This is a genomic window from Shewanella surugensis, assembly GCF_023284005.1.
In the GTDB taxonomy this organism is placed as follows: Bacteria; Pseudomonadota; Gammaproteobacteria; order Enterobacterales; family Shewanellaceae; genus Shewanella; species Shewanella surugensis.
The window spans coordinates 36468-56137 of record NZ_JAKIKS010000001.1 but is presented as its reverse complement, the minus strand read 5'-3'; the positions used below and the strand labels follow the sequence as shown (position 1 = coordinate 56137).

At 41.2% G+C, this 19670-nt stretch carries 14 protein-coding genes; 7 read left to right on the top strand and 7 right to left on the bottom strand.

What is annotated here, in order from left to right; translation table 11 throughout:
- Nucleotides 1-71: 71 nt before the first annotated feature.
- On the bottom strand, nt 72-2684 hold the full coding sequence (locus L2764_RS00230) for a TonB-dependent receptor (protein ID WP_248938225.1): 2613 nt from the start codon (nt 2682-2684) through the stop codon (nt 72-74).
- 477 nt (nt 2685-3161) lie between these two features.
- Between L2764_RS00230 and L2764_RS00225 the strand changes: the two genes are divergently transcribed.
- From L2764_RS00225 to L2764_RS00210, 4 genes are all read left to right on the top strand, one after another.
- Complete coding sequence (locus L2764_RS00225; protein ID WP_248938224.1) at nt 3162-4436, top strand: Nramp family divalent metal transporter; 1275 nt, start codon at nt 3162-3164, stop codon at nt 4434-4436.
- Nucleotides 4437-4645: 209 nt separating this feature from the next.
- Nucleotides 4646-5671: a methyltransferase gene (locus L2764_RS00220; protein WP_248938223.1), complete on the top strand. Its 1026-nt coding sequence runs from the start codon at nt 4646-4648 to the stop codon at nt 5669-5671.
- An 88-nt stretch (nt 5672-5759) separates the two neighbouring features.
- Complete coding sequence (locus tag L2764_RS00215; protein WP_248938222.1) at nt 5760-6224, top strand: YehS family protein; 465 nt, start codon at nt 5760-5762, stop codon at nt 6222-6224.
- A gap of 390 nt (nt 6225-6614) precedes the next feature.
- Nucleotides 6615-8303 carry an NAD-dependent malic enzyme gene (locus L2764_RS00210; RefSeq protein WP_248938221.1) on the top strand — a complete coding sequence of 563 codons (1689 nt, stop codon included), beginning with the start codon at nt 6615-6617 and terminating at the stop codon, nt 8301-8303.
- A 105-nt stretch (nt 8304-8408) separates the two neighbouring features.
- Here L2764_RS00210 and L2764_RS00205 read toward each other — a convergent pair whose 3' ends face one another.
- Both L2764_RS00205 and L2764_RS00200 read right to left on the bottom strand, forming a co-directional pair.
- Nucleotides 8409-8843 (bottom strand): DUF3069 domain-containing protein, encoded by a 435-nt coding sequence (locus L2764_RS00205; RefSeq protein WP_248938220.1) that lies wholly within the window; start codon nt 8841-8843, stop codon nt 8409-8411.
- Between the two features lie 598 nt (nt 8844-9441).
- Complete coding sequence (locus L2764_RS00200) at nt 9442-9933, bottom strand: phosphatase PAP2 family protein (protein WP_248938325.1); 492 nt, start codon at nt 9931-9933, stop codon at nt 9442-9444.
- Between the two features lie 299 nt (nt 9934-10232).
- Between L2764_RS00200 and L2764_RS00195 the strand changes: the two genes are divergently transcribed.
- A complete protein-coding gene (locus L2764_RS00195; protein WP_248938219.1) occupies nt 10233-10520 on the top strand; it encodes a hypothetical protein in 288 nt (95 codons plus the stop codon).
- Nucleotides 10521-10579: 59 nt separating this feature from the next.
- Here the strand turns inward: L2764_RS00195 and L2764_RS00190 are convergent, their stop codons facing one another.
- The 4 genes from L2764_RS00190 to L2764_RS00175 form a co-directional block, all read right to left on the bottom strand.
- Nucleotides 10580-13741, bottom strand: a complete 3162-nt coding sequence (locus L2764_RS00190; protein WP_248938218.1) for an efflux RND transporter permease subunit — start codon at nt 13739-13741, stop codon at nt 10580-10582.
- Nucleotides 13742-13753: 12 nt separating this feature from the next.
- Nucleotides 13754-15016 (bottom strand): efflux RND transporter periplasmic adaptor subunit, encoded by a 1263-nt coding sequence (locus L2764_RS00185; protein WP_248938217.1) that lies wholly within the window; start codon nt 15014-15016, stop codon nt 13754-13756.
- Complete coding sequence (locus L2764_RS00180; RefSeq protein WP_248938323.1) at nt 15016-16329, bottom strand: TolC family protein; 1314 nt, start codon at nt 16327-16329, stop codon at nt 15016-15018. The genes L2764_RS00185 and L2764_RS00180 overlap by 1 nt, the downstream gene beginning before the upstream one ends.
- A gap of 144 nt (nt 16330-16473) precedes the next feature.
- Nucleotides 16474-16863, bottom strand: coding sequence for a hypothetical protein (locus tag L2764_RS00175; RefSeq protein ID WP_248938215.1), 390 nt, complete (start codon nt 16861-16863; stop codon nt 16474-16476).
- 621 nt (nt 16864-17484) lie between these two features.
- Between L2764_RS00175 and L2764_RS00170 the strand changes: the two genes are divergently transcribed.
- Nucleotides 17485-18231, top strand: a complete 747-nt coding sequence (locus L2764_RS00170; RefSeq protein ID WP_248938214.1) for a hypothetical protein — start codon at nt 17485-17487, stop codon at nt 18229-18231.
- A 162-nt stretch (nt 18232-18393) separates the two neighbouring features.
- Nucleotides 18394-19599 carry a tRNA epoxyqueuosine(34) reductase QueG gene (queG, locus tag L2764_RS00165; RefSeq protein WP_248938213.1) on the top strand — a complete coding sequence of 402 codons (1206 nt, stop codon included), beginning with the start codon at nt 18394-18396 and terminating at the stop codon, nt 19597-19599.
- Nucleotides 19600-19670 lie beyond the last annotated feature (71 nt).

The following is a 19670-nucleotide window of genomic DNA, read 5'->3' as shown; positions in this document are numbered from 1 at the left end:
ACATTTTAGCCGCTAGCGGATGATTAAGTGTTCAAGCCTTGGTATGGCTTTTCAAGCTTAACTTGTACCTATTAAAAGCGATAGGTTGCCGAGGCATACCAGAAGGCACCAATGGCCGAGTAGGTATTTTGATCGTAACCCATGAAATCAATTTTACTGAATGGGGGTTCTTCATTGAGGACATTATTGCCACCGAGCGTTAATGACCAATGATCAAACCCTATATAAGTGACATTAAGGTCGAGTGTGGTCATAGCATCGATATACCCTTCGGTGTTTTGCTCTTCGGTATAAGAGACTTCACTGATGTAATTTACCCGTGTTGTAGCTTGCCAATCATCAATCGCCCAGTTAAGTCCGCCAGTCCAGCGATATTCTGGGTGCTCATAACGACCTGCTAGTTCAACGGTTGAGCCGTCGGCGCGTACTTGTTCAAATTCATGTACCCAAGTAAGGTTATAACTTAACCCAAACTCACCATATTCACCCGTATCGAACATGTATTGTACATCAAAGTCAATACCGTCAGTGGTTTGCTCATTGAGGTTAGCAAATTGATCGTAAATACGAATAATACGGCCTGGTGTACTGGTTGATGATGCTTCACGTACCACAACCGATGAATTATCACCTTGAGTGTTAATGACATATTGAGGATCGGCATCAATGAGTCCATCGACTTTGTAATACCAATAATCAATGCCCATACTTAAATTATCGATAACTTCCCAGACACCGCCGACATTATAGGAGGTGGACTCTTCAGCTTTTAAATCGGGGTTACCAGAAAAATTAACGGTACGTTCTTGTGCTGTACAGTCCTCATTTGCACCAGTATAAGCACAGCGCTGAGTATCAATGAGTTCAGGGGATTCTTGGCTGTTACCTAAGCCGAGCTGAACCAGCGAGGGGGCTCTAAAGCCTTCGGCCCAACTGGCCCTGAACGTTAATGTATCCAATGGTGTATAAAGTAGGGCAACTTTCGGGCTGGTGGTGTTACCAAAATCGCTATAATTTTCATAGCGTCCGGCGAGTTGTGCTTCTAAGGTCTCAAAAATAGGTACGGCAAACTCAAGGAATACTGATGTTTGCTCACGACTACCATAGGCTTCGGTGGCTTCGGTGCCAAAAATTTCGCCACGTAAAAACAACTCATCGGGACTATCCGATAAATCTTCTTCACGATATTCAAACCCTACCGCCATGCCGACATGACCTGCGGGTAATTCAAAAATTTCTCCTGCAATGGTGCCGTCAAAAGCAGAGGTGGTTGATTTTGCATTACGGGTGGTATTGACTGAAATCTCATCGATTACGGTAGCAGTTTGTGTGGTGGAGAAAGGATTAAAGTTACCCGCATTGATCTCATCTTGCAGCAGTGATGTCCAAACATAGCCATTTTTACCGAATTCATAGTTACGATTATAAGAATAGGTGTAGGCAACTTCCCAGTCCCATTGGCCAAGCATACCGTTAAGGCCCATGACTAAACGGGCGCTGTCGGATTCTGCTTCTTTTTGACGACCGCCTGTTTCGGTGATCCGGCGGCGCATGGTTAAATCTTCTCCTGAAGAGGCATAAGGATTGTTTATTGAGCTATAGTTTGCATTATCCGCCAATATATAAAGTTCTGAAAATGAAGGGCTGCCAGCACCGTTTACCACGCTTTCATTATGTTGATACATCATCTCGCTAAATAAGGTAATGTCGTTATTAATGTAATAATCATGAAAAACCGATAAGCCCACTCGGGTGGTTTCTGGGGTCGAGGTCATCATGGGGGCATAATCATAGACGCAAAAAGTGCCATTATTATTATCGGCGGGGCAATTAGCATCGGGTTGCCAATCATAGGAACCAGATAAAGTACTGATCGAGCCATCTGTTCCTATACTTGCGGGTATGTAGCTACCAGGGTTACCAGAAGATGAGCGAGAATCACTGCCACCTCGAGCGGTTTGATTGGCTGATTTAGAGTAACTTCTATCGCCTAATGTGGTTTCATTCTCATGAAAATAGTTCAGGATAATACTGGTATGAGATTTCTCTGCGTGGCTACCCCAAAGAATGGACGCGGAAGTTTGTCCACCACCATCTTCGACAGTGTCACCTGCTTTAGCATTAATTTCAAAGCCTTCAAAATCTTTCTTTAATATGATGTTTACCACGCCGGCAATGGCATCTGAACCATAAGTGGCTGAGGCACCATCTTTTACGATATCGACACGCTCAACCGCTGACATGGGAATAGCATTAATATCGACAAAGGACGTATCGATATTTTTTGCAAAAGAAGAGACGGCAACGCGGCGGCCGTTAAGTAATACCAAAGTGGCGTTTGCGCCTAAACCCCGTAATGAAATAGCAGCGCCGCCATTGGCCGTATCATCGGAGTTGTTACCTTGGGTGGCGAAAGTACCTGCACCGGCAATAGGCAGTTTACTTAATAGTTGCGACATATCTTGCGCACCTGAGCGGGCAATATCTTCCTCAGTCAGCACCGTCATGGGTGACGCGCCTTCTAAATCGGTACGCTTAATATGGGATCCTGTCACAGAGATATGTTCGAGTGGTTCTTGTTCTTTTAAGTGGATGTCATTGTCTGCGGCAAAAACGATTGGTGATAAAACGTTTGAAACTGCTAGCGCACATAAGCTGGGCCATAAGTGAGGTTTTTTCATCATAATCCTTTAATCATTATTATATTTTTTAAATGTTAAATTATGCAGTCATGTGGCTAAGCTAAGCCGATTCAAGTAAAGCAAGCGACAGCACAGTCAAATAGCTAAACTTTGACAGCTCAAACTAGCAACAATCGAATAACAATTTAAATGCTAAATAAATAATGTCAAACGATTGTTAATAAAAAAAATGAAACATTTGTGTGATTTATCGAATTAAAGGTATAAAAGAATGGCGAAATATATACGGGTTGAATGGGTGAGAGGTTTTCTTTAAGTTGTTGAATTTTATTTTATTTTATTTCATTGTCATTTAGTAGGGTTTTGGGGGGCGCAGAGGAAGGTAGTATTGTTGATTTGTAACAATTTTTTCTCTAGACATTTTTGTTTAAAAAGGGTTTATGGTAAATATATCCTCCAATTTTTGTGGGATTATGCTTTTTTTGTCACTAAGTACTCATTTTTTGCTTAAGGTCATTTATGCCAAATGCGTCGAATACAACGAAAGTGTCCACTGATAAAAGCGTTTCTCGTGTTTTTAAAGCCATGGGGCCTGGATTATTAATGGCCGCCGCTGCAATTGGGGCTTCTCATTTGGTTGCTTCAACCCGAGCGGGTGCTGAATTTGGTTGGCAATTAGCTTGGGTCATTCTGGCTGTGAATTTGATTAAATACCCTTTTTTTGCCGCGGGTGCACGTTATACCGTTGCGACAGGAGAAAGCTTACTTCAGGGCTACTATTCTCAAGGGCGAGGTTATTTAATGTTATTTACTTTGCTAAATGGCGTCGCCGCAGTGGCGAGTACTGCGGGAGTGGCCATGTTAACGGCGGCCATGCTGACGCTATTCATTCCTTTATCCATTGATATTTTGGCTTTGATTGTACTTATCGCGAGTTTAGCATTGATCATTTTAGGGCATTACCGCCTTCTCGATAGATTAAGCAAAGTTATCATGTTTTCATTAACCTTGATGACTTTGATAGCAGCAGCTATGGCGTTGAATATTCCAAGTGTTATCGATAGTGGCTTTATTGCTCCTTCACCTTGGCAGTGGGCTTATATTGGTTTCTTAGTGGCCATGATGGGGTGGATGCCAGCCCCTATTGAAGTGAGTGTGTGGAATTCTTTGTGGCTCATCGAAAAACAAAAACAGATGTCTATTAGCAAGGCACAAGCACTGTTTGATTTTAATACAGGATATATATTAACGACTGTTTTAGCCCTTGTTTTTTTATCTTTAGGCGCTTCTGTTATGTATGGCTCAAATGAGCATTTTTCTGATTCGGGGGCGATGTTTGCTAGCCAACTCATTGAACTTTACAGTAACGTTATGGGGAGTGAGAGTCGTTACCTTATTGGTGCAGTTGCCTTACTGTGTATTTTTAGTACTACAGTCACGGTTATTGACGGATATAGTCGAAGTTTAGCGGGATGTTGGCAATTATTATTACATCACAAGAAACGGACCGAATCCAATGGGGTATTAACTCGGATTATGTTATTGATGAGTTTACTGAGCTTACTGATTATTTTATTTTTTCAAGGGGCATTATTACCCTTGTTAGAGTTTGTTATGATTTTGGCTTTCATTACCACGGCAGTCTTTGCTGCGCTAAACTTCAAGCTTATGACTTCTGAGCAATTAGCCGTTGAGGATAGATATGGTCCAATAATGAAGCTATGGTCTTGGTTGGGGATTATTTACTTTGTTGGTTTTACACTGATTTTTGTCTATTGGAAATATTTTCAATAAATTAGATTTAGCCAAATTAGGTACATGCTAGATTTGCAGATCAGGGCAACCGCATGAGTGGGTGAATATTGCTCTCAACGTTTAGTTATTATACAGGTATTGTTCGGAAAACGTTCGTGCGTTGCTCTGATTTTCAGACCCATTATCTTGATATTTTAACTATCTGATTTAGAATTCATGTATATTTTATTTTAAAAAGTAATCATATTATGTCTATTGATAAATTTTTAAATCGTGGTACACCAAAAGAACAATTACTGGACTTCACATTGGTGTCAATTGTTGCTCAGCTTATTGGTGTCGTAGCTAAGTTGGGTATTGCTGACTTGTTAAAGCACAAACCTATGTCAGCAGAGGAGCTTGCTGTCTCTATTGATGCTCATGGGCCTTTTCTTTTTAGAGTCATGAGAACGCTGGTTGCTTTTGATGTTTTTCGACAGGGTTTAGACGGTAAATTTGAATTAAGTCCAATGTCTGAACTTTTACAATCAGATAATAAAAATGGACTGCATCATATCGCCATTTTGAATGCCAGCTATTTAGGGTGGAAACCACAAGGGGCTTTATTTGATGCGATAAAAACGGGGGAAACTCCATTTGAAACTATTTTTGAAAGTAATCTATATGATTTTTTAGATAATCATATAGAGGATGCTCAACTTTTTGGTGCAGCGATGACTAATCTAACCAATGTCGATTTAACGGGTATTATTGAGCATTTGGATTGTTCTGGTATTGAGACTATTGTCGATATTGGTGCTGGTGAAGGTGAATTATTGTCAGAGTTATTAATTAAGTACCCTGAGCTCAAAGGTATTGTAGCCGATAAAGAAAATACGGTAATGATAGCCCAAAAAAAACTCAAATACAAAGAGTTGGGTGCGCGTTGTGAGTTTATCCCTATTGATTTTTTCGAGTCAGTGCCTAGGGGGGATGCCTATATTATGAGGAAAGTCATCCATAACTGGAATGATGAAAAAGCGAGTGTTATTTTAAAAAATTGCCGAGCGAAAATGACGCCACAAAGCAAACTATTTATTGTCGAAGCAGTATTGGCCAATGATAATTCAGGCGCACGCGCTAAGATACGAGATATTGAGATGATGATTTATCTCAGTGCTAACCAACGGACTAAAAAAGAGTTTCAAACCTTACTTGAAAGCAGTGGTTTCACATTAGCTCGAGTGATTGAAACCAATGCGCCATCGAGTATTATTGTCGCAACTCCTGCATAAGGTATTTTTGTCGTTTTCTGGTGAATGCATTACAATATCGGTGCATGAAAGCGCAGCCGCGCTTTCACATACCAAAAGATTATAAATTATGACAAACAATGATATTTTACGCCGGATACGTTTTGTATTTGATTACAGTAATGCAAAAATGATTAAAATTTTTGCTAAAGCCAAACATGAGATGGCGCAAGACGTGCTCATTGATATGTTGAGAAAAGAATCGGAAGAAGGTTACAAGCCTTGCAATGATAAAACGTTTTGTCTTTTTCTTGATGGTCTTGTCATTGAAAAGCGAGGGCTGAGGGAAGGTGCTGAAGTCCCTGAGCCTTTAGCACAATTGACCAATAATCTTATTTTTAAAAAATTGCGAGTCGCACTGGAATTAAAAGAAGATGATATCATTGAGTTATTAACCTCAGCTGAGTTTAGAATGTCTAAGTCTGAATTGGGGGCGTTATTTCGCAAACCCGGACATAAACATTACAAAACCTGTGGTGATCAAGTATTACGTAATTTTTTAGCGGGTTTATCGCTTAAATATCGTGGTGTGTAATTAAATATCATTAAGGTTTAAAAAAGCACTGTTAAATGTGCTTTTTTGTTTATAAGTAACTCCTTCGTGTTACCTTTGTTTATCTTTTTATTATCCTAATTAAAACAAGTAGGTTGTCAAAAATAATTGCATTAAATTATTTCATTAAAGGCAACAAATAGTCGTTTTCATGATAATCTAGTACCATTAATAATAACCGCTCATTCATCGCCATTACGCGCAGAAAAGTCTGTTATTAATCGCAGTATAATGACGATGAAGTGGCAAAAAATCATTGAGTTATAGATAATTTAACTGTTATTTGAACTGTTATTTGAACGCTAAGGATCGCATTAGATCATCTATAATGAAGACTTATGTATTTAACCGCAATATTTAAAAAGGTTTCCAATGGACGATAATAAACGCCCGCTCTATCTTCCTTTTGCAGGTCCTGCAATTCTTGAAGCACCGTTAATTAATAAAGGCAGTGCTTTTACTGATGAAGAACGTATTTTCTTTAATTTAGAAGGGCTGTTACCGAGTGTTATCGAAACCATTGAAGAACAAACTTCTCGCGCTTATGCACAATATAAAAATTTTACCAATGCTTTAGATAAGCATATATATTTACGTAATATTCAAGATACCAATGAGACGTTATATTACCGTTTATTACAAAATCATATCACCGAAATGATGCCGATCATTTATACCCCTACCGTGGGCTCTGCATGCGAGCGTTTTTCTAAAAACTATCGTCGTAACCGTGGTTTGTTTGTTTCCTATTCCAATAAAGATCGTATTGATGACATATTAAATAACTCCACGCGACAAAAAGTAAAAGTGATTGTGGTGACTGATGGCGAGCGGATCTTAGGTTTAGGCGATCAGGGGATTGGTGGTATGGGGATCCCTATTGGTAAGCTGTCTTTGTATACCAGTTGTGGTGGGATTAGCCCCGCTTATACGTTACCGATCACATTAGATGTGGGAACCGATAATCCACAGCTACTTGACGATCCTATGTATATGGGACTGCGTCATCCTCGCATTGGTGGCGAAGAGTATACCGAATTTGTGGAAGCTTTCATGGAAGCGGTTCATCGTCGCTGGCCTGATGCGCTTATTCAATTTGAAGATTTTGCGCAAAAAAATGCCATGCCGTTACTTGAGCGCTATAAAGATAAATATTGCTGCTTTAACGATGATATTCAAGGTACCGCTGCGGTAACGGTTGGCTCTTTACTGGCGGCATGTAAAGCGGCAAAGACTCTATTAAGTGAGCAGAGAGTCGCTTTCCTAGGTGCAGGTTCGGCAGGCTGTGGTATTGCTGAAGCGATTGTGGCACAGATGGTGTCAGAAGGGATCAGCGTCGATCAAGCACGTTCACAAGTGTTTATGGTTGACCGTTGGGGGATGTTGCTTGATAGCATGCCCAATTTATTGCCATTCCAACAACGTTTAGCACAAAAAGCGAATAATGTGGCTAATTGGAAGACCGATAGTGATCATATTTCCTTATTGGATGTGGTGAATAATGGTAAGCCAACAGTATTGATTGGGGTATCGGGTGTACCAGGTTTGTTCAGTGAGCAAATTATCAAGGCGATGCATCGCCATTGTCAACGTCCGATTGTTTTCCCATTATCGAACCCAACGAGCCGTGTTGAAGCGACACCAAAAGATGTCCTTCATTGGACAAAAGGGCAAGCTTTAGTCGCAACGGGTAGTCCATTTGAACCGGTCGTGGTCGAGGGGACCACTTATGAAATTGCTCAGTGTAATAACAGTTATATTTTCCCAGGTATCGGATTAGGTGTATTGGCTGCAGGTGCAAAACGTGTCAGTAATGAAATGTTGATGGCGTCGAGCCGAGCGTTGGCAGAATGTTCGCCTTTAGCGATTAATGGTGAAGGTCCATTGTTACCGAGCCTTGAAGACATTCATGCCGTCAGTAAACATATTGCCTTTGCTGTGGCTAAAGTGGCTATTGAGCAAGCTCATGCTTTACCGACGACCGATGAGTTAGTCAAGCAGTCTATCGAAAAGAATTTTTGGCAACCTGAATATCGTCGTTATAAGCGCACTTCATTCTAATTGATTTTTATTATACAAATAATATAGAGATAAAAGCTCGCTTCACGTTATCAGTGAAGCGAGCTTTTTTGTATCGATGGAATGGGTTATGTTTGCTATTGAGAATTATCCAGCAATGACTTGTTTGATGCTATTAAGCATGGCTCTATCGGTGCGTGCTTTTTTCAGTTTACGACTGGTTTCTTTTAACGCACTGTCTGCTAAACGGGTAAAAATACCATCATATTCCTTTTCGTTAATGGCGTCATCGGAATCGGCCATTTCAGCAATATCTTGTGCGACTCGACTGAGTTGAAACCAGGCATTCGCAATATAGAATCCATGAAAATCGGCTTGAGGTAATAGTTTTTTTGCACTTGCGGGGAATGCAGACCAAGCGGTTGAGAATTTTTTATCTTTATCTTCAATGAGCTCATTACACAAGTTAGCATAAGCTTCAAGTAAGTTCTCAGGGATCTGTGTCATTGGCATGACGCTATTACAGACATTGAGGGACACAGTTTCAACTTGCTTACGGTAAACAGCGGTTAATTCGGCCATGGAGGGGGTCATACTCGGTTAACGGTTAACATGCGGTAAATTTTACACGGCTAAATAGTAAAGAGATAGAGTGCAGGTACCAATTGGCCTGATTAAAGGAGATCTGGATTGATTACAACAATGATCGCTCTTCCTTTACTGAGGGTATGAGTGATATGACCCTTCCCTTGAGTATCATTGGCAAATAAAATATCACCGGTCCGAAAGACTCGTTTGTCTCCGCTGCTCGCAGTAATTTCAACGCAGCCTTCTAGATAGAAAATAAATTGCGGCTGTGGAGCAGGATGCCAATCAAAGAGATTGCCTGCTTCAAAATCACGAAATTGTAATGTAGAGACAGGATAAGGGACAGAATAGACCCCTAACTCTTTTTTATCGCGCCTTGTGATTGCCGTTTTATAAAAGATGATCGGCCATTAATTGTCACAAGTTCGATATATTCCATGGATCCCAGCTAATGTTAAGTCCTTTTAGTTAGCTTAGCTTATAGTGACTTTTTATGTCTTGATTTTCGATTGAATTTAAAAGGCATAATGTACACTGACGCCGTAGTACTGCCTAGTGGCCGAATGGATAGTAGGGGTGATTTTTATGCCAGTTAAAAGGTATAATTTACACTAACACCGTAGTATTGGCCTGTGGCGATCGGGGTGATTTTTATACCTTGATAAGGCTCGGTAAAATACCAAGCACTTAAGATACCAATGGCTGCGCCAGCAAGGACATCTTCAAGGTAATGTTGATCACTATTAATGCGGCTATAGCCTACATAACTGGCACCTATATAGGCTGGGATAGCCCATTTCCAGCCATAACGTTGCTGAATAAAAGTCGCCGTTGCGAATGTATCCGCGGTGTGACCAGAAGGGAAAGAATCATCATTTGAGCCATCAGGGCGGGTTTTATCGATGCTGTATTTGAGTGCTTCAACACTCAACCTTGAAACGCCCACACTTTCGATAAGCTGTATGCTTCCTTTATAATTATCTTCATAAATCAATGTGGCGCTCATGGCGGCAGCAGGCAGTAGTAAATGAATAATATCCCCCGAACGCTCAATATCTGCATGAGCTTGCTGATTGCAGCTCATAAGCGTAATAAAAAAAATAAAGGGTGTTTTTACATTCAGCTTTAATCGTGACATAGTTATTTTTTCTGTTACAGATGTGACTTAAAAACGGTAGTGTTATACATCTTACCGTTGGAAAAAGCAAAAAGTAACAGACAATATTAACGAAAACAATTCACTGCCAAGAACAATGTTCAATACCAAAGGCTACACTACCAAGGTGTATGAGGGTTCTTTATAATTTATTAGTTTTATGATAGTTAAGCAGTCTTAATCGATTTAGACTGCGCTTTACATTAAACGTAATTAGAAAAAATAATATGCAAGCACTAACGGTAAACGAAATCGAGCAAGTCAATGGCGGCGGAATGATTAATGATAGTTTTGATGACGTTATTGGTCAAATAACTCGAGGTGCGGCAGCAGGGGGAGTAATAGGCGGAGCTATAGGCTACGGTTTCGGTCTTACTATTGCTGTTGGTGCGGCCTCAACGGCTCCACTAGCTTTTGCGGCTTTAGGTGCAGGGATGGGAATTTGTGCTGGTTATACGTATGCAATAGCAATGGTGTATGATGAGACACAAAACGAGTTAGTTAACTTAACTTAATTTCAGATTCATCATGTTGAGGTAGCTTAATGTCTAGATTAAGCTACCCCTTTTTCGACTCAAATCTTAAGGGGTGTATCGGCTGGAGACGGTTGCCTTTTAAAGGACCGAATGCGGTAAACCAGCAGGTATAACACGGGCAGTACGATTAAGGTGAGCAAGGTTGATGAAACGATGCCACCTATTACCACTGTGGCAAGAGGCCGTTGTACTTCAGCGCCTGTGCCCACATTTAGTGCCATAGGAATAAATCCTAAACTGGCCACCAGCGCCGTCATTAACACCGGTCTTAATCGTTGACTAGCTCCTTGCTTAACGGCATCAATGAGTGGCATGCCTTTTTCAATCAGCTCTTTAATAAAAGACAGCATGACAACGCCATTGAGCACGGCAATACCCGATAGGGCGATAAAACCAATGCTGGCCGAAATAGACAGCGGCATGTCGCGAAGTGCAAGGGCGAGCACTCCGCCAGAAAGCGCCAAGGGGACGCCAGTGAAGATAATCAATGAGTCTCTTATCGATCCAAAAGCACTATAGAGCAAGCCAAAAATCAGCAATAGCGTCAGTGGAACCACGATCATCAATCTCTGAGTGGCCGATTCAAGTTGTTCAAAAGTGCCGCCATATTCAATCCAATAGCCACTTTTAAGAGCGAGGTTATCATTCATGATTTGTTTGGTATCGGCAATGAACGAGCCTAAATCACGGTTTTCCACATTGGCGGTGACGATCACATGACGTTTTCCACTTTGGCGGTTGATTTGATTTGGACCGACTTTTTGTACAATATTGGCCACTTCTTTTAAAGGTACATAGCTTAAATCTGGATCCAGATCTGCGGGAAGAGCAATCGGGAGATTACCGAGTGCGTTAATGTTAGCTTCATTGGTGGATAAGCGTACCATCAGTTTAAAGCGGCGGTCGCCTTCATAAATCAAGCCTGTTTGCACGCCTGAAATTGCCGCTTGAACAGCTTGTTGTACATCAATAATATTTAAGCCTAGTAAGGCTAAATGATCGCGATTAGGCTCAATTGACAGCATAGGTAAGCCTGACATTTGTTCCATGCGCGCATCTTTTGCGCCCGAGACTTGACTGATCAAACTTGATGCTCTTTCACCTGCGGCTTTCAGTTCTGCTAAGTCATCACCATAAATTCTTAAGGCAACATCGGTGCGAACACCTGCGATCAGTTCGTTGAAGCGCATTTCAATGGGTTGAGTGAATTCATAATTATTACCAGGGATCGCACTGACTAATTCCCGTAATTCGTCAACAAATTCGGCTTTGGTTTTCGTCGGATTTTGCCATTGTGATTGAGGTTTCATGATGATAAAGGTATCAGCAACATTGGGCGGCATGGGATCGGTGGCCACTTCTGGTGTACCAATTTTTGAAAATATACTATCCACTTCATTCATTTGTGCAATCAAACTTTCAAGTAGCGTTTGCATTTCAACAGATTGTTGTAATCCTGTGCCTGTGATCCTCATGGCATGCATGGCTAAATCACCTTCATCCAATTGAGGTAAAAACTCAGAGCCTAACCGTGTGGTTTGAATCAAACTGACAACAATAATGCCGGCAGCCATAGTGAGTAAGAGTAATGGCCGTTTAAGGGAGAAAAACAACACAGGTTCATAAATTGAACGGGCTTTTGACATCAGTAAGTTTTCTTTTTCACTCACCTTACCTTTAACGAAAATGGCAATAGCGGCAGGCACGAAGGTAACTGAAAATATCATGGCACCGATTAAGGCTGCGACCACAGTGAAGGCCATAGGATGGAACATCTTCCCTTCGACGCCGCTGAGGGCAAAAATAGGCAGATATACCAACATGATGATGAGCACGCCAAAGACGGCTGGACGGAAGACTTCTTTGGTGGCGTCTAATACGACTTTCAATCGCTCTTCTAATGTCAGTAGTCGGCCATGAAAATGCTGCGCCATACCTAAGCGACGTAAGGCATTTTCAACCACAATCACCGCGCCATCAACAATGACCCCAAAATCGATAGCCCCTAGACTCATTAAATTGCCAGAGACTCGGTTAGTGGTCATACCGCTAATTGCGAACAACATGCTTAAAGGGATAACGAGTGCTGCAATAAAGGCGGCTCTAAAATTACCGAGTAATGCAAAGAGTACGACCATAACCAGTACCGCGCCTTCAAATAGGTTTTTGCGGACAGTATTAATGGTTTTATCGACTAAGGTGGTACGATCGTAGACAGGTTCAGCAACGATGCCTTGAGGAAGACTCTTATTGACTTCAATGAGTTGCTCGCCCACTTTTTTAGCGACAATACGACTATTTTCACCAATGAGCATAAAAGCAGTGCCGAGTACGGTTTCGATGCCGTCTCGTGTTGCGGCGCCAGTGCGAAGTTGTTTGCCATAAAAAACATCGGCGACATCTTTGATTCTAACGGGCGCATCATCGCGTTTGGTGATCACGACATCACGTATTTCATCGAGATTTTTGAGCTGACCTGGAGAGCGGACTAACCATTGCTCTCCATTGCGCTCGATGTAACCGGCACCCGCGTTAAGGTTGTTGCGCTCTAATGCTTGAATCACATCATTTAAGGTGACTTTAAAGGCCAACAATTTACTGGGATCGGGCGCGACTTGGTATTCGCGCTCATAACCCCCAATACTGTTAATCTCGGTGATCCCTGGAATGTTGACCAGTTGTGGGCGAATTATCCAATCTTGAATGGTACGAAGATCTTCTGTGGTATAGGCAGTACCATCGGCTTTTAATGCGCCATCTTCAGCGCGAATCGCATAAGTAAATATCTCTCCCAAGCCACTGGCGATGGGCCCCAGAGCGGGCTCTGCACCAAAGGGTAGCTCACTTCTTATCCCTTGTAATCGTTCACTAATCTGTTGTCTTGCCCAATAGATATCGGTGCCTTCTTTAAAAATTACCGTGACTTGTGATAATCCATATTTGCTAATGGAGCGGGTATAATCAAGTTGAGGGATCCCCGCCATGGCATTCTCGACCACATAAGTGACTCTTTGCTCAGACTCTAAAGGTGAGTAGCCTTCAACAGAGGTATTAATTTGTACTTGAGTATTGGTTATGTCTGGCACGGCATCGATAGGGAGCTTTAGGGTGTTATAGACCCCAAAAGCAGCGATCAAGAGCGTTATGCCTAAGACAAGATAGCGCCGCTGTAAGGCGAAGGCGATAATGGCATTCATCATTGTACAGGACCCCTAATGTTGGTGTTTAGCAGCGTTTTTTAATATGTCTGCTTTGATTAAAAAACTATTTTGAGTGACGTATTCAATGCCAGGCGCTAAACCGTTTATGACTTCGACATATTGACCATCACTTTCGCCCAGTGTGAGCATGCGCACTTCAAAGGTGTTGCCATATTTTGCAAAGACGACGGGTCCTCCTCTAAATGTTTGTATAGCATCGACATTCACTGCGACAGGGGATGTTTTAGTTGCTGTCTCTATTTCTGCTTTGATATGCATACCAGGACGCCAGTGGCCTTGTGTGTTTTCAATGACTGCGCGTGCTCGGGCGATATGCCCACCTGTCATCATCGGAGATATGTAGCTGATTTTCGTGGTGACTTTCTCTTCGTTATGATCATCAAACACATTAACAGCTAGACCGACTTTGAGTTTTTCCATATGAGAGGGGAAAGCGGAAAGCTCAATCCATACAGATGAAAGATCACTGATGCTGACTAAAGGTGCGTTAGCAGTGTGATCGCCTTTATTGAGGTTTTGTGCTGTGATTTGCCCCTCTGTCGGGCTTTTAATTTGATAGCGACGTAAGGTATCACTATTAATGACGCTGGCAATGACTTGTTCTTTTTTGATGTGATCGCCAATGCTGACGTGCATTTGGTCAATAATGCCAGCGTAAGGTGCATTGATGTTAAAGAGTTTATCTTTGATCGGTGCCACAATACCAAAAAGTTGCTCGGTGAACGTTAATCTCTGTTCACCCGCTTTTTCTGTTTCGACATTTGAGAGGTTAAGTAACCTGTCACTTATCTCCGTGCGGCCTTCAAAGCTATCATATTGCCATTCAAAGACTTGCTTATTATAACGCGCATTAACATCTACAGTGAAAGAGTGGGGTTCAGTAACCACTTGTTGACTGACTAAGTAATCCTTTTCAGGCGTAAAAGTCAGCTGGTTTTGATGTTCACCCAGACGGTTTAGGGTGACATTAATGTCCACTTGATTGGGATCGACTGTCTGTCCATTTTGATAGGCGTAAATTCGCATTTCGGGTGGAACACCTGTCTCATATAGGGTGATTTCAATTTCAAAATCATCAAAATGTAGCAGTTTTCCGCCATGGGGGCCTTCACTTTCTTCATGTTCATTGTGCTTTGCATTCTCGTCGGTTTCATTGGCTTGGCTATAGACGGAGAATGTCATTGCAGCAAAGAGCAGACAGCTTAATAAGGTGAGCCACAAGGTACGGCTAATATTAAAACGTGTATAAGGCATTATTTTATCTCCAAAGCATTGACTGAGGCCATTGTTGTTGCGGGGATGGCTTGACCAGTAATGTGTTCTAATTCCAATCGTTGCAGGTATACGGCGGTATCAGCTTCTATGATTTCACGCTCGATGGAAAACAGCTCTTTTTGGGCATCAACGAGTTGTAATACGGTGGCATGTCCCGTTTGATAAGCCGTTTGTGTATCGGTTAATAATTGTTTTGCAAGCGGCAATAATTCTTGCTTTAATCGTATGGCTTGATTGGCGTTATTCATCATTGCTTGGTGAATTTCAAGTAAGGTTAAGCGCAATTGTTGGCGGAATAATTTTTGCTGTTGAAAGACTTTGTCTTCTGCTATTTTTGCCGCCAAGATGTTGCCTTGATTAGGGTTGGTGAGGTTAAGCGGCATGGAAAACGAAAAGACTAAAGCGGTATCATCATAATCTTCAAAACGTCTCACTCCCACGCCAAGATTAATATCATACTGACCTTGGGCTTCTTCTAATCGACGCTTAGCTTGCATGACACGCTCTACGCTGAGTAATTTTAAATATTCAGGGGCGGTTTCAATGGCATTAAGGACACTGGCAGCAGTGGGGTAAGTTGAAGGTAAAGTGAGTGCGCCTTCGACAGAGTCAAAAGTCACATCCTTGGCCCACATTGATGCTAGTCGTTGTTTAGTCGTGATCAATTGACCGGTTAAGTTTTGTAATGCAATACGTGAGTGGGCGAGTTCTAAGGTCATTTTTGAGACATCAGCTTGTAAGACATTACCGGCTTTTGCGCGGGCTTTGATATCTTTCAATGCTTGTGCTTCAAAGCGAATACGACGTTGGTTCCAGTCTTTTAATGCTTGTAATCGCAATAATTGATAGAAGCGACGTGTTGTTTCAGACAGGATGCTTAGGCGTTGTAATTCATAGTCACTGATCTGTTGTTGTTTAGTGCTCAGCGAAAAATCAATACGTCGTTGACGTTTATCGCCGAGTTCTATGAGTTGGCTTAAGACTAAGGTTGTTTCAGTGGTGTCAACACCTGTCGTTTCACCCGTACCAAACACATTATCGATTGATAGTGATAGTTCTGGATTAGGCGTGATACCAGCTTGTAAAACCTGCGCTTCTTCTATTCTAAGATCATAGGGAAAAGTTTGTAGCTGGATATTGTTCAGTAAGGTCTGTTCCAATGCCCAAGGTAAACTTACCGTGTTTTGAGCGCTTGCTTGAACAGAACTGATCACCAATAAACCAGTGAAAAAGGTGCTTGTGATTGATGTCAGCATGTACTTACACACAGACAATGGGGCCTGTTTGTTCATATTCACAGGATATGACTCCAGTTTTAGATGCTTTTAGGGGGCAATGATCAAAAGTTATTTATGGTTAAATACAGTAACAATAAATTTTAAACTCAATGATTATCATTGATTAAGATAAATACCTATGAGGTACTTAAGTGGCAGCTAAGCCGAAAAAGTGTGATGAGGAGGGCGAACGGGTGGAGCGTATTGGTGGACTTGATAAGCGAATGTTGGGCCAGAAATACTGTGGCTCTTAGGTAAGGCAGTGATACATTTCATCTCAACGGGAGGGTGGCATGAAGTGTGCGAGTGATCATCATGTTCATGATCGACGGCATTGATATCATCGGCACTTAAATTGCTCAGGCTTAAATCACTCATATTAGTATTATGAAAATGACAAGTCATGACATCGAAGCTGTGTTCACCTTGAGGATATTGATTATGAGCAGACACACAGCTGGCAAAAATTTGGCACACAAATATCAACAACACTAAAGACAGTGTTAACTTCGATGTCGCTTGGCGATGTGAAGTTTTTGTGTGGTACAAAATATCAAATTCCTTTTGAATAACGATTAAGAATTGAAATATCAGATTATTATGAGTGCTTACCGCTTAAAATGTATGTTGTGATGATACAGGTATCATTATTATTAATAAAAACGAGAGTGATACATAAGCGAAGAACAAGGCTAACATAATGCGAGACGATACTAACATTATTATGACAGATATGACAAACGTAAAAATTGAAAGAGAAGTAAATTAATATAAGCTTATTTATCCTCAATGGACGGAGAGTAATGGATAGGCTTAAATGGTTAACTTATTATTTATAATAAAACCATTGAAAATGACAATAAAATTTTTTTGGAAGCTGTTAGAGTTATGGCTCTATATTATATTTTAAAATACTCAATACTCAATACTCAATACTCAATACTCAATACTCAATACTCAATACACATGAAGACATCATGCCTATTCACTTATCGACCGTCCCTGAAAATATTGCGTTAAAATCTGTCGCTAATATTAATACGTTTAGTTATCAAGATATCGTCGATTCAGGGATCATTAAATTAAATTAAATAACACTAATTATCATGTAAGAGTGATAAATGACGATATCGATGTAACCAAAGGGAGCGGTACCATAGTAGGCAATATGTGTTCTCGTCTATCTCACTCTGTAGTTTAGGAAGTCTCTGTGCTAGCAGCATTTTTTCTCGCTGTGCGACGCCTGGAACTAATTATTTTCAGACGGTTAAAAATCAGCTTTCTGATCTCATTCAACTTAAAAATCCAACTAAAGTTAAGCACTTGACAGACAGTTATAATGTGAAACATTTAACGGGGGCTAATCGAGACACTTATATTAGCCCGACAGGAAAAGGCTTTAAAATCGGTAAGGGTGTTGATTCTGTGAAAGATGCTGAAATGGAGCGTCGTAGTCAAAGGTTAAATGATATTTATAGTAACCCTAAATTTTATGGTGGCAAATATGCCAATGTGGGGAGTTTACAATTAGTAACTGAAGACGGTAGACAAAAAGTGGCGACCAGTTTTCAGCTCATTAAAGATGCTATTCCGTTGCAATTTAAAAAATCTGAGAATGGTCTTGGAGTGTCTAATGTACCAGAAACTTATGAGAAAGTGCCTCAATCAGCCCTAGATGAGCTCATTAAAGCAGGTTATAACCTCTGGGATGTCAAGCCTGATAACTTTGTTAAAATTAAAAATGAGCAGGGCAGCTGGGATTATCTGCCCATCGATGCCAAATTGATAGGCTTGACTGCTGATGCTCGTGATGAGAGTCAACCTATGAGTCCGAGAACTGAACAAGTGGATCAATTGCAAAATGAGGCGAAAAGTCGTTTTGCTTTTGGAGGTAAATACGTTGATAAATTAGTATAAATTTAAATAATCATAATAAATTAGCATTCCATTGTGTTAAGGAAGCGTTTCTCAAGGAGGAGAATCGTGCGTTATTTTTGTTGAACGCCATTGCTTGGATAAGTTTGGCTATATCGCAATAACTGTTATTATTGAGTCATTATATTTCTTGCTAAGCAGAACATGTCAGACAGTACGCCTTCTATTTCATCCGTTAATTTATATCCTCAAGTGGATCCACTTTTATTAAGTCAACTTGCTCTGCAAATAAAGGAGTGGGGGAAAGAACTAGGGTTTGCGCAAATTGGCATTTGTGATACCGAACTGAAAAGTGAAGAGCCTACATTACAAGCTTGGCTGGATAAAGGTTACCACGGTGAAATGGGCTACATGGCTGAACATGGCATGATGCGCGCCAGACCCAGTGAATTGCATGAAGGTACTATTAGAGTGATTTCTGCGCGTATGGATTATCTACCGCCTGAAGCGGGGTTTGCCTATAATTTATGCGATCCTAATCTAGGCTATATCTCTCGTTATGCAGGAGGGCGAGATTATCATAAGCTCATTCGTAATCGGTTGAAAAAACTTGGTCACAAAATTGAAGCCGAACTGATCAGATTAGGGTTGCATAAACCTAATTTTCGCCCCTTTGTGGATTCAGCACCTGTATTAGAACGTCCACTCGCAGAAAAAGCAGGCTTGGGTTGGACAGGAAAACATTCCCTTATTTTGAATAAAGAAGCGGGCAGCTGGTTCTTTTTAGGGGAGCTCTTTATTAATTTACCTTTGCCTGTGGATATTCCAGTCGTTGAGGGCTGTAATACGTGTGTGGCCTGTATTAAATCTTGCCCGACCAATGCGATCGTTGCACCTTATGTGGTCGATGGCCGCCGCTGTATTTCTTATTTAACCATTGAACTCAAAGGTGCCATTCCAGAAGAGTTCAGATCCTTGATAGGCAATCGTATTTATGGCTGTGATGATTGCCAATTAGTCTGCCCTATTAATGCCGCAGCCCCTTTAACAACTGAAACTGATTTTCATACACGCTCGCAGCTCAAGCAACCTGATTTACTGAGTTTATTTGCTTGGGATGAAAAGACATTTTTAACATTAACCGAAGGCAGCGCCATTCGACGTATTGGCCATAAGCGTTGGTTACGCAATATTGCTATTGCATTAGGTAATGCCCCTGCTAGTGATAATATCGTATCGGCGTTACTTGAGAGAAAAATATCTGCTGAGGTTGATGAAATCGTGGTTGAGCACATTGACTGGGCCATCGCGCAACAACAAATAAAAGCAACGAGCCAGATAGTCAGCAGCAGTCGTAAAACCCAAAGGGTGATCCGCAGTATCGAAAAAGGCTTACCAAGAGATGCGTAGTAAGTTATTGTTTGCTTGTTGTCGGAGCTGATTATGACAAAACCACTCACTCAATGACAGCATCATGGGTG

Excerpts from the sequence above, each read along its gene's own strand:
- L2764_RS00230 (WP_248938225.1), bottom strand. The coding sequence starts at position 2,684 with ATGATGAAAAAACCTCACTTATGGCCCAGCTTATGTGCGCTAGCAGTT.
- L2764_RS00225 (WP_248938224.1), top strand. The coding sequence starts at position 3,162 with ATGCCAAATGCGTCGAATACAACGAAAGTGTCCACTGATAAAAGCGTT.
- L2764_RS00220 (WP_248938223.1), top strand. The coding sequence starts at position 4,646 with ATGTCTATTGATAAATTTTTAAATCGTGGTACACCAAAAGAACAATTA.
- L2764_RS00215 (WP_248938222.1), top strand. The coding sequence starts at position 5,760 with ATGACAAACAATGATATTTTACGCCGGATACGTTTTGTATTTGATTAC.
- L2764_RS00210 (WP_248938221.1), top strand. The coding sequence starts at position 6,615 with ATGGACGATAATAAACGCCCGCTCTATCTTCCTTTTGCAGGTCCTGCA.
- L2764_RS00205 (WP_248938220.1), bottom strand. The coding sequence starts at position 8,843 with ATGGCCGAATTAACCGCTGTTTACCGTAAGCAAGTTGAAACTGTGTCC.
- L2764_RS00200 (WP_248938325.1), bottom strand. The coding sequence starts at position 9,933 with ATGAGCTGCAATCAGCAAGCTCATGCAGATATTGAGCGTTCGGGGGAT.
- L2764_RS00195 (WP_248938219.1), top strand. The coding sequence starts at position 10,233 with ATGCAAGCACTAACGGTAAACGAAATCGAGCAAGTCAATGGCGGCGGA.
- L2764_RS00190 (WP_248938218.1), bottom strand. The coding sequence starts at position 13,741 with ATGATGAATGCCATTATCGCCTTCGCCTTACAGCGGCGCTATCTTGTC.
- L2764_RS00185 (WP_248938217.1), bottom strand. The coding sequence starts at position 15,016 with ATGCCTTATACACGTTTTAATATTAGCCGTACCTTGTGGCTCACCTTA.
- L2764_RS00180 (WP_248938323.1), bottom strand. The coding sequence starts at position 16,329 with ATGAACAAACAGGCCCCATTGTCTGTGTGTAAGTACATGCTGACATCA.
- queG (WP_248938213.1), top strand. The coding sequence starts at position 18,394 with ATGTCAGACAGTACGCCTTCTATTTCATCCGTTAATTTATATCCTCAA.